The 12,806-nt window shown below is 67.9% G+C and carries 14 protein-coding genes and 2 tRNA genes; 10 read left to right on the forward strand and 6 right to left on the reverse strand.

Translation table 11 applies throughout. The features are described 5' to 3' along the window. Together ADBZ6I_RS11290 and ADBZ6I_RS11295 are read right to left on the reverse strand one after the other, a co-directional pair. The coding region (locus tag ADBZ6I_RS11290) for an FAD-dependent oxidoreductase (protein WP_526383837.1) at positions 1 to 160 on the reverse strand (160 nt) is incomplete at its 3' end. Between the two features lie 99 nt (positions 161 to 259). Further along, a complete protein-coding gene (locus ADBZ6I_RS11295) occupies positions 260 to 874 on the reverse strand; it encodes a TetR/AcrR family transcriptional regulator (RefSeq protein ID WP_526383813.1) in 615 nt (204 codons plus the stop codon). A gap of 139 nt (positions 875 to 1,013) precedes the next feature. Between ADBZ6I_RS11295 and ADBZ6I_RS11300 the strand changes: the two genes are divergently transcribed. Continuing rightward, positions 1,014 to 1,313, forward strand: a complete 300-nt coding sequence (locus ADBZ6I_RS11300; protein WP_526383815.1) for a DUF7155 family protein — start codon at positions 1,014 to 1,016, stop codon at positions 1,311 to 1,313. A 14-nt stretch (positions 1,314 to 1,327) separates the two neighbouring features. Here the strand turns inward: ADBZ6I_RS11300 and ADBZ6I_RS11305 are convergent, their stop codons facing one another. Next, positions 1,328 to 1,579, reverse strand: coding sequence for a hypothetical protein (locus ADBZ6I_RS11305; protein WP_526383817.1), 252 nt, complete (start codon positions 1,577 to 1,579; stop codon positions 1,328 to 1,330). A gap of 122 nt (positions 1,580 to 1,701) precedes the next feature. Here ADBZ6I_RS11305 and ADBZ6I_RS11310 point away from each other — a divergent pair. Then, a tRNA-Asn gene (locus ADBZ6I_RS11310) sits at positions 1,702 to 1,774 on the forward strand. A 7-nt stretch (positions 1,775 to 1,781) separates the two neighbouring features. On the opposite strand, the gene ADBZ6I_RS11315 is transcribed toward ADBZ6I_RS11310, so the two are convergent. Then, positions 1,782 to 3,743 carry an acyl-CoA dehydrogenase family protein gene (locus ADBZ6I_RS11315; RefSeq protein WP_526383839.1) on the reverse strand — a complete coding sequence of 654 codons (1,962 nt, stop codon included), beginning with the start codon at positions 3,741 to 3,743 and terminating at the stop codon, positions 1,782 to 1,784. A gap of 313 nt (positions 3,744 to 4,056) precedes the next feature. Between ADBZ6I_RS11315 and ADBZ6I_RS11320 the strand changes: the two genes are divergently transcribed. The 4 genes from ADBZ6I_RS11320 to ADBZ6I_RS11335 all read left to right on the forward strand — a co-directional run bounded on the left by ADBZ6I_RS11320 (position 4,057) and on the right by ADBZ6I_RS11335 (position 7,467). Then, positions 4,057 to 4,233, forward strand: coding sequence for a hypothetical protein (locus ADBZ6I_RS11320; protein ID WP_526383819.1), 177 nt, complete (start codon positions 4,057 to 4,059; stop codon positions 4,231 to 4,233). Positions 4,234 to 4,318: 85 nt separating this feature from the next. Then, positions 4,319 to 6,382, forward strand: a complete 2,064-nt coding sequence (locus ADBZ6I_RS11325) for a DUF2232 domain-containing protein (RefSeq protein ID WP_526383821.1) — start codon at positions 4,319 to 4,321, stop codon at positions 6,380 to 6,382. Then, the gene (locus ADBZ6I_RS11330; protein WP_526383823.1) at positions 6,379 to 7,194 is read left to right on the forward strand and encodes an energy-coupling factor transporter transmembrane component T family protein; all 816 of its coding nucleotides are present in this window, start codon (positions 6,379 to 6,381) and stop codon (positions 7,192 to 7,194) included. Before ADBZ6I_RS11325 ends, ADBZ6I_RS11330 begins: the two co-directional genes overlap by 4 nt. A gap of 54 nt (positions 7,195 to 7,248) precedes the next feature. Beyond that, complete coding sequence (locus ADBZ6I_RS11335; protein ID WP_526383825.1) at positions 7,249 to 7,467, forward strand: hypothetical protein; 219 nt, start codon at positions 7,249 to 7,251, stop codon at positions 7,465 to 7,467. Between the two features lie 4 nt (positions 7,468 to 7,471). Here ADBZ6I_RS11335 and ADBZ6I_RS11340 read toward each other — a convergent pair whose 3' ends face one another. Together ADBZ6I_RS11340 and ADBZ6I_RS11345 are read right to left on the reverse strand one after the other, a co-directional pair. Further along, positions 7,472 to 8,599 (reverse strand): LLM class flavin-dependent oxidoreductase, encoded by a 1,128-nt coding sequence (locus ADBZ6I_RS11340; RefSeq protein WP_526383827.1) that lies wholly within the window; start codon positions 8,597 to 8,599, stop codon positions 7,472 to 7,474. Positions 8,600 to 8,604: 5 nt separating this feature from the next. Continuing rightward, entirely contained in the window at positions 8,605 to 8,781 is a 177-nt protein-coding gene (locus ADBZ6I_RS11345; RefSeq protein WP_526383829.1) for a hypothetical protein, read from the reverse strand. Positions 8,782 to 8,880: 99 nt separating this feature from the next. Here ADBZ6I_RS11345 and ADBZ6I_RS11350 point away from each other — a divergent pair, with 99 nt between their 5' ends. The 4 genes from ADBZ6I_RS11350 (at position 8,881) to ADBZ6I_RS11365 (ending at position 12,514) form a co-directional block, all read left to right on the forward strand. Then, a complete protein-coding gene (locus ADBZ6I_RS11350; protein ID WP_526383831.1) occupies positions 8,881 to 10,395 on the forward strand; it encodes a metallopeptidase TldD-related protein in 1,515 nt (504 codons plus the stop codon). 110 nt (positions 10,396 to 10,505) lie between these two features. Further along, positions 10,506 to 11,879 (forward strand): metallopeptidase TldD-related protein, encoded by a 1,374-nt coding sequence (locus ADBZ6I_RS11355; protein WP_526383833.1) that lies wholly within the window; start codon positions 10,506 to 10,508, stop codon positions 11,877 to 11,879. A 120-nt stretch (positions 11,880 to 11,999) separates the two neighbouring features. Next, entirely contained in the window at positions 12,000 to 12,380 is a 381-nt protein-coding gene (locus tag ADBZ6I_RS11360) for a hypothetical protein (protein WP_526383835.1), read from the forward strand. Between the two features lie 60 nt (positions 12,381 to 12,440). Next, positions 12,441 to 12,514: transfer RNA gene (locus ADBZ6I_RS11365), tRNA-Ile, on the forward strand. Positions 12,515 to 12,806: the final 292 nt, after the last annotated feature.

The following is a 12,806-nucleotide window of genomic DNA, read 5'->3' on the forward strand; positions in this document are numbered from 1 at the left end:
CGATGGGCACGCCGTTGCTGAAAACGCCACCGAGATTGCGCCCGGCGACACGATTGCGCGCCTCCAGCACCGCGACTTTCCGTCCCGCCCGGGTGAGGGTGCGGGCGGCGCTGAGGCCCGACAGCCCAGCGCCCACGATAACGACATCAACGTGGTCCATGATTGCTCCCATTCTCGACTAAGTCATACAGACGACCGAGTTGATCACAGCGCAGGCTGTTTCGTCTGGCGATTGGTTCAGATTGAGGGTTCGCAGATTTCAGGCGCCGGCGGCGGGACGCACGCGGGCGTGGGCGATGATCATCGCGATCAGCTCCTCGACATCGTCCCGGCCGCGGTGGGTGCCGGGGTGGACGACGAATTGCAGAATCAGCCCGTCGATTCCGGCGACGAGTAATCGAGCGAGTCGCCGGTAGTCGACGGGACTCACTTCACCTGCTCGCCGAGAGGATTCCTCGAGCCAGCCGACGACGACATCGGTGTACCGCTCGTACTGCCAGCGGGCCAGGTCCTCCAGCCCCGGGGTGCGCAGTGCGTGCACCGTTAGTTCGTACTGGAGCAGTTGCATCGGCACCTCTGCCACCACCAAGTCGTTCCAGAAGGTCCAGACGCCTTGTGTGATGGCGTGTTCCAGCCCCGCGTCGACCTCGGAGGAGGCCTTCAGCAGTTCCGCGATCTCCTCGACATATTCCTCGATCACCGCTCGCAACAGCAGTTGTTTGTTCGGAAACACGTACTGCAGCGTGCCCAGCGGGATGCCGGCCTCCTGGGCCACCGCGCGAACGGTCATGCCGCCGACGCCTTCTCGTAACAGCACGGCGCGAGCGGCCGCGATGATCTGCCGACTCCGGACCGCGGAACCAACGTAGACCAACGCGTACTCCCATCACGGCGACCAAGATCCCCCGACAGCCGTGACTTTACCTGTCGGAGGCCGGGTTTGCTTCGCCAGTTCCGGCGCCCCGACACTGCGGTACTGTTAACAAATTGGCTGGTTGCGGCGAAAGGTCAGTATGGCTACCAACACGGTCCGGCGCGTCGTCGCGGCCGGCGCGCTGGCGGCGGCCGCGCTGACCGGTTCCGCAGTCGCCGCGCTCGGCTCTGCCGCGACCGCCTCGGCGACCGGCGACTGCCTGGCCTGGTACGGGTCGCGTGGTGACGGCATCTGCCTGGGCTACTCCAACGGCACCCCGACCTACATCGGCACGCCGTCCTGGGGTGTGTGGGGGCCGGGCTACGGCAACAACATCCCGGGCATGTCCACCGGCCCGCTGATGCCCGGTACGACCATCACCAAGCCGATCGGCGGCTGAACGCGCCCCTGGCCCTATTGCGGCCGGCGGCTCTGCGGCTCGATCACCGTGGTCGCGGCGTCGATCTCCACCTCGTTGAGCTGGACGAACTTCGGGTCCGGGGAAACCCGGTCGGCGATCTTGCGTCGACCCGCGTCGATCATCGACTTAGTCGCCGGGTGGCCGCTGACAGCCTTGTAGGTGTTCACGATCTGCTCGTAACGATCCCGCCCGGCCTTGGTGCCCAATACGTAGCCGGCCGCCAGGGTGGCCACAAACCCGATCACTGCGCTTCCCTCCAGTCAGCTGTGCTGCCCCATTATCCTGCCTGACGCCGACGGGCTTTGACGCGGGCCGCCCTGGGTGCGCTAGAGTTTGTCCCCGGTTCGCCGTCCAGCGGCGGGCACGGTCCCCTGTAGCTCAATTGGCAGAGCTCCCGACTGTTAATCGGGCGGTTGATGGTTCGAGTCCATCCGGGGGAGCAGACAGTCACTCCGGCCGGGCTGACATCGCTTCGGCGTACTCCGCGGCCAGGCGTTCAGGATGCAACATCTCGGCGTCGCGCAGCTGCTCGGGAACCCCGAATCCGTCGATGAGGTCCTGTGCATGCGGACGCAGGCTGCGGCAGCGTTCGTTGATGCCGCGGGTCACCGCCTTGGCGCGCTCGGTCGACAGGAGCCGGTGCTCGATGAACCACGCCTTGTCGTCCTCGATGACCGACAAGGCGTAGAGGTCGCACAGCATCTCCAGGACTCGGCGGGCGCTGTCGTCCTTCCCGTCGTCCTCGCAGGCGTCGATGCCGGCGACGAAGGCCTCCAGCACCACCCGGTCGATATGGGCGCGGGCGGTGTGCAGCACATGGTCCTGCACGCTGTTGAACGCCTCGAACGGCGGCATCTCCTTGGACCGGCGCTGCAGTCGGCGGGCCACCGATGACAGCAGATACTTCTCGCGGTCCTCGAACATCGCCACCTGGGTGCCGCGGTTGAACAGGCTGCCCTCCTCCTCGTTGTCCTGGCGGGTATCGAGGATGGTCTGCATGATCGTTTCTGCCGCAGTCCTTTTCAGCACTCGGTCGCTGGCGTAATTGGCGGCGAACCGCACCCAGTCGACCGGACTCATGCCTTTGATGTCGTCGGCGTAGGCGGTCAGCAGATTCTTGGCGACCAGCTGGCACAGCACGGTGTTGTCACCCTCGAAGGTGGTGAACACGTCGGTGTCGGCGCGCAGCTGGATCAGCCGGTTCTCGGCCAGGTACCCGGCGCCGCCGCAGGCCTCCCGGGCCTCCTGGATGGCGGTGCTGGCATGCCAGGTGTTGGCGGCTTTCAGCCCGGCGGCCCGGGACTCCAGTTCGCGCTGGTCTTCGGGATCGGCGTCGTCGATGCTCTGCAGATCGTGCAGGGTGGCCAGCAGTTGATTCTGGGCGAACGCCAGAGCGTAGGAGCGTGCTACCAACGGCAGCAGTCGCCGTTGGTGGGCAAGGTAGTCCATGATCACCACCTCGAACTCGTCGCCAGGTGCGTTGAACTGCCTGCGCTGCAGGGCATACCGCACGGCGATGTCCAGCGCCACCCAGCTCGCCGCCGCCGCGCTGCCGCCGACGGTGACCCGGCCGCGGACCAGGGTGCCCAGCATCGTGAAGAACCGCCGGCTCTGGTTCTCGATCGGTGAGGAGTAGGCGCCGTCGGCGGCGACGTCGCCGTAGCGGTTCAGCAGATTCTCCCGCGGTACGCGGACGTTGTCGAACAGGATCCGGCCATTGTCGACGCCGGGCAGGCCGCCTTTGTAGTCGCAGTCCGAGGTGGTGATGCCCGGCAGGTCGTTGCCGCTGGAGTCGCGGATCGGTACCACGAAGCAATGCACGCCGTGGCACTGGTCCTGGGTGATCAGCTGGGCGAACACCGCTGCCACCCTTGCGCTTTGGGCTGCCCCGCCGATGTAGTCCTTGCGCGACGACGGGGTCGGCGAGCAGATGACGAACTCCTGCGTCGCCGGGTCGTAGGTGGCGGTGGTCTCCAGCTGCTGCACGTCGCTGCCGTGCCCGGTCTCAGTCATGGCGAAACAGCCCAGCAGGTCCAGGTCGATGATCCGCCGGATGTAGGCGTCGTGGTGGCGGTCGGTGCCGAGATTGGCGATCGCGCCGCCGAACAGGCCCCACTGCACCCCGGCTTTGACCATCAGCGACAGGTCGGACATGGCCAGCATCTCGATACGGATGACGGCGGCGGCGACATCGCCGTGCCCGCCGTGCTCCTTGCGGAACCCGTCCCCGGCGGCGCCGGCGGCTGCGATGATCGCCAATTGCTCGTTCACCCGGCTGCGGGCGATAACGGTGTTGGGCGAGTAATGCGGCCGGAACAACTCCGCCGACAGTTCGGCGCGCATAGCGTTGCGGACGTCGCGCCAGCGCCCGTCCAGGGCGTTGCGCAGATGCTCCGCAGTGTTGCGCAGGTGCTCCGCAGTGTTCATCGGCTGCTCCGCAGTGTTCATCGGCTGCTCCGCAGTGTTTTCCATACTCCTATCTTAGTCCTTTGCCGTCCTTCGGAAACGTCATTTACCGCCCGCCGGCACACGTCGGTGGACTCCGGGTCGCCTGAGGTGGCGCAGATCCTCGAACGGATGCGCCGGCGGCAGGTGCGGTACTGCTGGCAGCTGGCCGCCGAGTTGCGTCGCATCCCGCCAGCGGACGGCGTCATCGACGGCGTTCAACCGCCTCGACGGCGCAGATCACCATGCCGGCAGCGTCGCGATCGGGGCGCTGCTGATGGCAACGTTCATCGTCGCCGAGCGGCTCGGCCACTTCATCGAGAATCCGATGAACAACAGCGTCTTCGACATTTCGATGTACCGCATCTGCGGCACCATCACCCGCAACCTGCTGGGCGCGGGGCACCCGCTGGCCAAGCCGCGGGAGAGCGACAAGGCTCTGGTCTGGATGTGACGCCGGTCAGTCGTCGGCGGTGTTCCACACGGCCTGCGGCAGGTCGGAACACCGCGGCGGCGAGAACGACTGGCAGAATCGAGCGATGACGTCGACCCGGCCCGAGGCGCCGGCGCAGCAGCCCACGGGTTCGACGTCCCTCCCCAGGCCGCCGAAGTCGTTGACTCCGGTCGAGATGGCGCAGGCCGCGGTCATGGGCGCGCTGAGCGCGGCGCTGGCCATCGTGTCGGTGGTGGTGCCCTTCGCCGGCGCGGTTTCCCTGCTGGTCGCCGTCCCGATGGGTCTGCTGGGCTACCGCTACCGGCTGCGGGTGCTGCTGGCGGCGGCGTTCGCGGCCGCCACCATCACCTTCCTGATCTCCGGGATCAGCGGCTTCATGGTGGTGCTGAACTGCGCCTACGTCGGCGGTGCCACCGGCATCCTCAAGCGCCGCCGCCGCGGCGCGCCCACCTTGGTCGCGGTGTCCATCGTCGCCGGGGTGGTCAACGGCCTGGCGATCATCGGCATCCTGCTGGTCCTCGTCCGGTTGCGCACGCTGGTGATCGAAGCGTTCACCGCCAACGTCGATGGCGTTCTGAACTTCATGTCCGATCTGCCCGGCGTCGGGGAGGTGTTCCAGCAGTCCGTCGAGCAGACCCGGGCGATGTTCACCACCGCGGTGCAGTACTGGCCGGTGCTGATCATGGTCTACGCGATCTTCACCATGGTGGTGGTCTCGCTGGTCGGCTGGTGGGCGCTGGGCCGGGTGCTGGAACGGCTGCGCGAAATCCCGGATGTCCACAAACTCGAGGCCCCCGCCGACGGCGGTCCGCCTGCCCCGGTGCCGGTCCGGCTGACCGACGCCCGGTTCCGCTACCCGGGCGCCGACCACGACGCGCTGCGGCCGGTGACCATGGCCGTCGACGCCGGTGATCACATCGCCGTGACGGGAGCCAACGGCTCCGGCAAGACCACCCTGATGCTGCTGCTGTGCGGGCGCACGCCGACCTCCGGCAGCATCGAGCGGCCCGGCGGGGTCGGCCTCGGGCAACTGGGCGGCACCGCCGTCGTCATGCAGCACCCGGAGAGCCAGGTGCTGGGCACCCGGGTGGCCGACGACGTCGTCTGGGGGCTGCCGCCGGGCACCAGCACCGACGTCGGCAGGCTGCTCGACGAGGTCGGGTTGACCGGCATGGAGGAGCGCGACACCGGCGGGCTGTCCGGCGGCGAACTGCAGCGGCTGGCGGTGGCGGCGGCGCTGGCCCGCCAGCCCGGCCTGCTGATCGCCGACGAGATCACCAGCATGGTCGACCAGCGCGGCCGCGACGGGCTGCTGGACGTGCTGTCCGGGCTGACCGAGCGGCACCGGATGGCGCTGGTGCATATCACCCACTACAACAACGAGGCTGGGATTGCCGACCGCACGGTCAATCTCAGCGACTCCCAAGACAACATGGTGATGGTCGGCCACGCCGCCGCACCGGCCGCCTCCGTCGCCCCGCCACCGCACAGCGGCAAGCCCGTGCTCCAACTGGACGGCGTCAGCCACACCTACGCCGCCGGCACGCCGTGGGCCAAGACCGCGCTGAGCGACATCAGCTTCACCGTCAACGAGGGCGACGGCGTGCTGATCCACGGCGGCAACGGTTCCGGCAAGTCGACGCTGGCGTGGATCATGGCCGGGCTCACCGCTCCCACGTCCGGTGAGTGTCTGGTGCGGGGCCGGCCCGCGGACGAGTCCGTAGGCGATGTCGCCATCGCTTTCCAGGCCGCGCGCCTGCAACTGCTGCGCAGCCGGGTCGATCTCGAAGTCGCCTCCGCGGCAGGCTTTTCCCCGTACGACACCGGTCGGGTGGTCTCCGCCCTGGCCACCGTCGGGCTGGACGGATCGCTGGCCCAGCGCCGCGTCGACCAGCTCAGCGGCGGCCAGATGCGTCGGGTCGTCATCGCCGGGCTGCTGGCCCGCTGGCCGCAGGCCCTCATCCTCGACGAGCCGCTGGCCGGGCTGGACGCCGCCAGCCAGCGCGGCCTGCTGCGGCTGCTGACCGACCTGCGCCTCAACACCGGACTGACCGTCATCGTCATCTCGCACGACTTCGCCGGCCTGGAAGAGCTGTGCCCGCGCACCCTGCACCTGGACCGCGGCGTGCTGGTCGGGGGAGGGTCATGACGGCACAGCGCCGCCCGGTGGTGCTGCTGCGCCCGGTGCCCGGCACGTCGGTGATCCACCGGCTCTGGGCCGGCACCAAAATCATTGTGGTCTTTGTCGTTTCGCTGCTGCTGTCGTTCTACCCCGGCTGGATCGCGATCGGTCTGATGGCGCTGCTGGTGATCGTCGCGCTGCGCCTGGCGCGCATCCCGCGCGGTGTGGTGCCGTCGCTGCCGCGCTGGCTGTGGATCCTGCTGCTGTTCGGGGCGGTGACCGCGGCGATGGGCGGCGGCGACCCAGTCCTGCATCTGTGGTCGTATGACATTGCGGTCGGCGGGCTGCTGAAGTTCCTGCGGTTCACCGCGTTGTCGATCGTGCTGCTGGTGCTGGGCGCGATGGTGTCGTGGACCACCAACGTCGCCGACGTGGCACCAGCGATCTCCACCCTGGGGCGTCCGCTGAAGTGGCTGCGGATTCCGGTCGACGACTGGGCGGTCGCGCTGGCGTTGGCGCTGCGGGCGTTCCCCATGCTGCTCGACGAGTTCCGGTTGCTCTACGCCGCCCGGCGGCTGCGGCCACGACCGCTGATGCCCGACGGCAGCGCGCGGCGCCGCCGGCTGGCCGACCTGGTGGACATGCTCGCCGCCGGGGTGACCGTGGCGCTGCGCCGGGCCGACGAGATGGGTGACGCGATCACCGCCCGCGGCGGCACCGGCCAGATTTCCGCGGCGCCGTCGCGGCCCCGGCGGCTGGACTGGATCGCGCTGGGCATCGTCGGCACGTTGTGTGTCATCGCGATCGTGATGGAAGTTAAGGGGTTCGTCGGGGGTTAGGCGGCCACCCAGGCTTGGCCCGCGGGGCTACTGTTGCGACGTCGGCTCCGCTCGGTGGTGGCGGGCCGCCCTCAATGCTGGGAAGGCAATGTTCATGCGATCGACTTCAGTACCACCGGCGCGGCTGAAGGCGGCCCGATCTGGGATCTGACGAAAGCGCTGTCGCTGTCGCCAACCCTGCCGCCCGAGCTTCGCGAGGTCGCGATCCTCGTCACGGGTGCCCGGTTTCATGCGGCCTATGAGATCTACGCGCATGTGCGGCCTCCGCAGTAACCTCTCACGGTCGACGCAGGGTGCGGGCCACCTGCGCCACCGCCCATAGGCCGTACAACGCGGCCTTCTTCGAGACTAGACCGGACACCGGCGCAAGGACGACGTGGCGCATTCCCGCGTCGGCGTACTCGCGCAGGGTGGCCGCCACCAGGTCGGGCGTTCCCCACAGCAGTGAACCGTCCGTCATCACCGCGTCCGGGACCGCGGCGATCGCCTCTTCGATGACACGGCGATCATGCCGGTCGGGAACGAAGTCGACCATCGCGTTGAAGTTCTCGCCGAGAGGATGCGTGGCACCGGCGCGTCGCCATACCTCGGCTGGCGCCCCGAGACCCAGGAGACGGATCGCCTTTGTCTTCAACATGTCTCGGGCCTCACGTTCAGAGCTGCCGAACACCACGAACCGATGCAGGGCCGGGGTGATGCCGGCCGGATCGCGCCCGGCCGCCGAGGCAGTCTGCCGCACCGTCGCCAACTTATCGGCATACTGCGCCGGCGAACTCACCGAGGCCGGGTACCACCCGTCGCCGTAGCGACCGGTCAACCGCAGCATCCGGGGTCCGTCTCCGCCGACCCAGATCTCCGGTACCCGGCCCGGCGGAGCCTTGAGGTCCATCGTCGCCCGGTCGAGCTGAAAGTGGCTGCCGGAGAATGAGATCGGCCCGAGCGAGGACAGGCACAGCCGGATGATCTGGAGCGCTTCCTCCAGGCGGGCCACCGGCTGCTCGACGGTAAGGCCGTAGGGCTCGATGTTCATCTGTTCCCCGGCGCCGATGCCGAGGATGGGTGCGCGTTTGGTCAGGTGCGCCGCCGTCATCATCGCCTGGGCGATGAGCACGGGATGCCGGCGTACCGATTCGGTGACCCCAACCCCCAACCGCATCCGGCCCACCCGGGGGGCGAGATAACCCATCAGCACCTGGTAGTCGAAAAGCTCATGCGGACTGGGCCGTTGGGAGGCCAACCAGGTCAGGTCCGCGTCCCACATGTTTTGCGGAAAGACGTTCTGGAAGTGATCGATGAGCATGACCGAGTCCAGGCGCATCGCGCGTGCGGCGGCGACGAAGACCTTGGTCGACGCCAACGGCGGCTGCGTTCCGATCTGAAGACCCACCGAGAGCGCCGGACCCATGCTGTCTACACCCCGCTGCCCGATCGCTGGCGACGGACGTCGACCGCCGACCACACCGCACCGGCTACCGCCAGCGCGATTCCCGGCCAGAACGTGCAGGCCGCGAGAATTCCCAAGCCCACCGGGTTGGGATTCGGGGTGATGACGGCGAGCAGGGGTGCGCAGCCGACGGCGGCGATCATCAGTCCGACCCATGTGAGCCGGCGGAGACGGAACCTCTGCCTAAAGGACTTCACCGATGGGTCAGCTTAGTCAGCGATCCGCCGGGCTACGGTGGATCGGTGAGTTCTCGCGGTGTTGACGACGACTTCCTCGCCCTTCCGCGTCACCGGCTGGCCGATGCCGCGCTGTCGGCGGCCACCGCCGCCGGCGCCAGCTACGCCGACCTGCGGGTGAATTCGATCAGCACCGAGATGGTCCAGATGCGCGACGGCGAGTTGGAGTCGGCGGTGCTCGACCGCGACATCGGTCTGGCGGTGCGGGTGATCGTCGACGGCACCTGGGGCTTCGCCTCGCACGCCGGTCTCACCCCGGACATCGCCGCCGAGGCCGCCCGGCACGCCGTCGGGGTGGCCGTCACCCTGGCCGCGCTCAACGCTGACCGCGTCGAGCTGGCCGACGAGCCGGTGTACCGCGACGTCAGCTGGGTCTCGGACTACCGCGTCGACCCGTTCTCCATTCCGACCGCCGACAAGGTGGAATTGCTGACGGAGTACTCCGGCCGGCTGCTGGCCGCCGACGGGGTGAATCACGTGTCGGCGACGGTCATGTCGGTCAAGGAACAGACGTTCTACGCCGACACGTTCGGATCGTCGATCACCCAGCAGCGGGTGCGCACCATGCCGGCACTGGACGCCGTCGCCGTCGATCCTTCCTCCGGAACCTTCGAGTCGATGCGCACCCTGGCCCCGCCCACCGGGCGCGGGTGGGAGGCCGTGGCGGGAGACGACGTCTGGAACTGGACCGCCGAACTGGCCGAGCTGCCGGTGCTGCTGGCCGAGAAGACCAAGTCGCCCAGCGTGGTGGCCGGGCCGACGGACCTGGTGATCGACCCGACCAACCTGTGGCTGACCATCCACGAGTCCATCGGGCATGCCACCGAGTACGACCGCGCCATCGGGTACGAAGCCGCCTACGCCGGAACGTCGTTCGCCACCCCGGACAAGCTCAACCGGATGCGCTACGGCTCCCCGGTGATGAACGTGACCGCCGACCGCACCGTCGACCATGGTCTGGCCACCATCGGTTACGACGCCGAGGGGGTGGCCGCGCAGCGCTGGGATCTGGTGCGCGACGGCATCTTCGTCGGCTATCAGACCGACCGGGTGTTCGCCCGCAAGCTGGGCCTGGACCGCTCCAGCGGGTGCTCGTATGCCGATTCGGCTCATCATGTGCCGATCCAGCGGATGCCCAATGTGTCGCTGCAACCGGGCACCGAGGACCTGAGTACCGCGGACTTGATCGCGAGGGTGGACAACGGGATCTACATCGTGGGCGACAAGAGTTGGTCGATCGATATGCAGCGCTACAACTTTCAGTTCACCGGTCAGCGGTTCTACCGTATTCGCGACGGCCGGTTGGAGGGCCAGGTGCGCGATGTCGCCTACCAGGCCGTCACCACCGACTTCTGGAACTCGATGGAAGCCGTGGGCGGTCCGTCGACGTGGCGGCTCGGCGGGGCGTTCAACTGCGGCAAAGCCCAGCCCGGTCAGGTCGCGGCGGTGAGCCACGGGTGTCCGTCGGCGTTGTTCCGCGGCGTGAATGTGCTGAATACCGTTGAGGAGTCCGGCCGATGAGCGCCAGCGAAGAGGCCAAGTGGGGAGCCGGCCGATGAGCGCCAGCGAAGAGGCCAAGTGGGGAGCCGGCCGATGAGCGCCAGCGAAGAGGCCAAGTGGGGAGCCGGCCGATGATCAGGGCCCAGGACGCAATCGAACTCGTACTGCAATCGGCGGCGCGCACCAACCGCTGCGATGAGACGATCGTCATCGTCACCGACCGTTCCGAGGCTTCGCTGCGCTGGGCCGGCAACTCGATGACGACCAACGGCGTGGCCACCAGCCGGACGACCGCAGTGATTTCCATTGTGCGGGCAGGGGATACGGCCCGTGTCGGGTCGGTACGCTCCAGCGTCGTCGATCCTGGCGCCATCGACGATCTGGTGGCCGCCGCCGACAAGGCCGCCCACACCGCACCCGAGGCGCGTGACGCCGCACCGCTGCTCACCGGGGCTGGCGAACCCGCCGACTGGGACGACCCGGTGCCGGGCACCGGGGCCGGGTCGTTCGCCGAAGTGGCCCGCGCGCTGTCGGCGGGATTCGGCCGCAGCGACCGGCTGTACGGCTTCGCCCACCACATCGTGGAGACGACGTTCCTGGCCACCTCGACCGGCGTGCGCCGGCGGTTCACCCAGCCGACCGGGTCGGTGGAGATCAACGCCAAGCGCGGTACGGCCAGCGCCTGGGCCGGGATCAGCACGCCGTGGTTCGCCGACGTCCCGGTCGACGGGATGCTCGCCGACCTGGCCATGCGGCTGGACTGGGCCAAGCGCACCGTCGAGTTGCCCGCCGGGCGCTACGAGACGTTGATGCCGCCGTCGACGGTGGCCGACATGATGATCTATCTGGGCTGGTCGATGGACGGCCGCGGCGCTCAGGAGGGCCGCACGGCGTTGTCGGCGCCCGGCGGTGGGACGAGGGTGGGGGAGAAGCTCACCGACCTGCCGCTGACCATGTATTCCGACCCGTCGGCCCCGGGGCTGGGGTGCGCACCGTTTGTGCATACCCCGTCGGGTTCGGAGCGGTTGTCGGTGTTCGACAACGGCATCGACGTCGGCCGGGTGGACTGGATCCGCGACGGCACCATCTCCGCACTGGTTTACCCGCGGGCCGCGGCCGCCGAGTTCGGAACCCAGGTGGCCGTCCCCGCAGACAACCTCCTGATGACCGGCGGCACAAAGGATCTCGCCGACATGGTGGCCGGCACCGAACGCGGACTGCTGCTCACAACGCTCTGGTACATCCGGACCGTCGATCCCACCACGCTGCTGCTGACCGGGCTTACCCGCGACGGGGTGTACCTCATCGAGGACGGCGAGATCACCGCCGCGGTCAACAACTTCCGGTTCAACGAAAGCCCGCTGGACCTGCTGCGGCGAGCGAGCGAGGCCGGTGTCGCCGAGCAGACGCTGCCGCGTGAGTGGAGCGACTGGGCTACCCGCGCGGTGATGCCGACCCTGCGCATCCCCGATTTCCACATGTCCTCGGTGAGCCAGGCGCAGTAGGTGACCGGACGCCCCTCTTGCCGTGATTCCGAATCCATGGCATTCCCATAGATAGCCGCCACCTCCGATGGGTATGACACAGATGTCAGAGGCATCGGGTTTCGGAGGGACGAGGGAAGAATGGATCGCGGTCTGGTAGACCTGCAAGCGCTGGAAGATCCGCCGGAATTCAATCGCCGACGGGCCGCCGTGGCTCTGATTGCGTCCATCGGGGTCATTCTGGCCGCCTCCTTGATGGTTCGGCTTTACCCCACCTCAGGATTTACCGCCGGCTACGACGCGGTGATCGACAGGGGCGGAGAGTGGGTCCTTGACCAGGTAGACGCTGAGGGAGGCACGGCACTCGGCATCTGCGACCGACTGCACCAAGAGTCCGAGCAGACACGCATTGAGCCGAACTATGACTACGGCACCTTCATCCAGGGGTGCAGTGAAGCCGTCGACTTCCTCAACGGCAGTCATGTTCCGCTGTTGACCGCCCCGGGCCGGCTACCGGACTGACAACCGCGCTGAGGGTGCGCAACGCTAGGCTCGTGTCGCGCCGGGTAAATTCCGGACCACGGGGCGGTAGCTCAGTCGGTTAGAGCCGCGGACTCATAATCCGCTGGTCGCGGGTTCGAGCCCCGCCCGCCCCACGTCAGAGGGCATTTTTTCGAAATTCGGCGGCTGGGTCATCGTTTATTCATCGTTTATGTCCACGGAAGGCTCCTGTAGAGCCGATCTATTCGGTCTCGGCGGGCGATCGCCGGAAGAAGAGCGATCTGCCCGGACCGCGGGCCCCATAACGGCTTGGTCGCGCGATCGAACCCCGTCACCCCGCAACGTTCTCCTAGTGCCAACTGGCCGGTGCTCAGAAATCGTATGCGGGATCGACGTCGAGAATTTTGGCGAACATCGCGGTTAAGCCGCTGAGGTCGGATCTAGCTC

Source organism: Mycobacterium sp. (assembly GCF_044342925.1).
Taxonomy (GTDB): domain Bacteria; phylum Actinomycetota; class Actinomycetes; order Mycobacteriales; family Mycobacteriaceae; genus Mycobacterium.